At 59.1% G+C, this 1,723-nt stretch carries 1 protein-coding gene; it reads right to left on the minus strand.

Translation table 11 applies throughout. From position 1 onward, the window contains the following. Positions 1–198: 198 nt before the first annotated feature. Positions 199–1,723, minus strand: a 1,525-nt coding sequence (metG, locus tag Q7U95_RS05780) for a methionine--tRNA ligase (RefSeq protein ID WP_308752682.1), incomplete at its 5' end; no start/stop codon positions are given.

The raw sequence follows: 1,723 nt of genomic DNA on the forward strand, positions 1-1,723 counted from the left end.
CGTCGAGGCAGCGTTTTGCCTGCGGCTTCCTTCAGACTCCACCTCGCGGTGGCAGCCCTTGCCGTCCGGCTAGCAGTTCCCCCTGTCGGGCCTGCAGAGGACTTTCACCTCCAAGTCGGTGCGCCCTGCCGGGCGCACGAAATCAAAAGGGGCCGGAAACCTTCCGGCCCCGCGCTGTCTTTTTCCTGAGGACGATACTCAGTGGACCCTGGAGCCGGGCGCTATCTCCCTGTCGACAGTGAGGAGAGCCAGCCCCTTGCCGTCGGAGGTCTCGGCCGCAAGAAGCATGCCGCTGCTTGTCACGCCCCTCAACGTCGCCGGCTTGAGGTTGCAGATGACGATTATGGACTTGCCCTCCAGATCCTCCGCCGAGCGGAAATCCCTGATCCCTGAGACGATGGTCCTTCGCTCGTAGCCGAGGTCGAGTTCGATCCGGTACAGCTTGTCCGCCTTCGGGACAGATTCGACCTTGAGCACCCTGGCAACCCTGAATTCGACCTTGCGGAAGTCCTCGATCCCAATCTCTTCCTCGTGATCGCCCGGATCAGGAGTTGCATTCTTCTTCGCGTACCTTTCCGCCTTTTGCGCCTCCCACTCCTTCATGTCGATCCTCGGGAAGAGAACATCCCTCTTGTTCACCCTGCATCCGGCCGGGATCTGCCCCCATCCCAGGGAACCGGGGTCCAGCATGGAGGGGTCGCCCTCAAGGCCCAGCTGTGTGAAGAGTTCGCCTGCCGTATGCGGCATGAACGGCGCAACCATGGCTGCCGTCATTCGGAGCGTCTCGCAGAGCGTGTAAAGGACTGGGTCGAGCCTTTCCGTGTTCTTTTCCTTGCCGAGTTTCCACGGCATCGTCTCGTCGATATACTTGTTGCCCCTCCTGACAAGAGCCCAGACTTCCTTGAGCGCTTCATCGAAGGAGTAGGCGTCCATTTTCGCAATGAAGGAGTCCCTTGTCGCAAGGGCAAGTCTCTCCATCTCCCGGTCGAGATCCGAAGGGGAGGATGATGGAAGCGGGATCGTCCCCCCGGAGAAGCTGTTTATCATCTGGAGCGTCCGGTTTAGCAGGTTTCCAAGATCGTTGGCCAGGTCGGAATTGACCCTTCCGGCCAGGGCCCTCTCCGAGAAATCCCCGTCTGACCCGAACGGTATCTCCCTCATCAGGAAGTACCTGAACGCGTCCACCCCGTAAAGATCGGCCATTTCGAAAGGGTCCACGACATTGCCGCGGGACTTGGACATCTTTTCTCCTTCGACCGTCCACCATCCGTGCGAAAACACCGTCGCCGGGGGGGTGAGTCCGAGAGCAAGGAGCATTGCGGGCCACACTATGCAGTGGAATCTGATTATGTCCTTCGCCATAATATGGTTGACGCCGGGCCAGAATTTCTTCATGCATTCGGCGTTGTCGGGGTAGCCGCAGACCGTCAGATAGTTGATGAGGGCGTCGAACCATACATATATCACGTGCGCTTCGTCTCCGGGAAGGGGTACGCCCCATGAAACGCTCGTGCGGGATATGGACTGGTCCTTGAGCCCCCCCCTTATGAAACTCAGGACCTCATTGTAACGGGTCTGGGGCAGGATAGCGCTGGGATTCTTCTCGTAATAATCCAGAAGCGGTTTCTCATACCGCGACATGCGGAAGAAGTAGCTCTCTTCGGTCATGTTCTGGAGAGGTCGGCCGCAATCCGGGCAGACTCGCCCCTCCCCGATCTGGCTC

This window comes from Candidatus Oleimmundimicrobium sp. (assembly GCF_030651595.1).
Classification (GTDB): domain Bacteria; phylum Actinomycetota; class Aquicultoria; order UBA3085; family Oleimmundimicrobiaceae; genus JAUSCH01.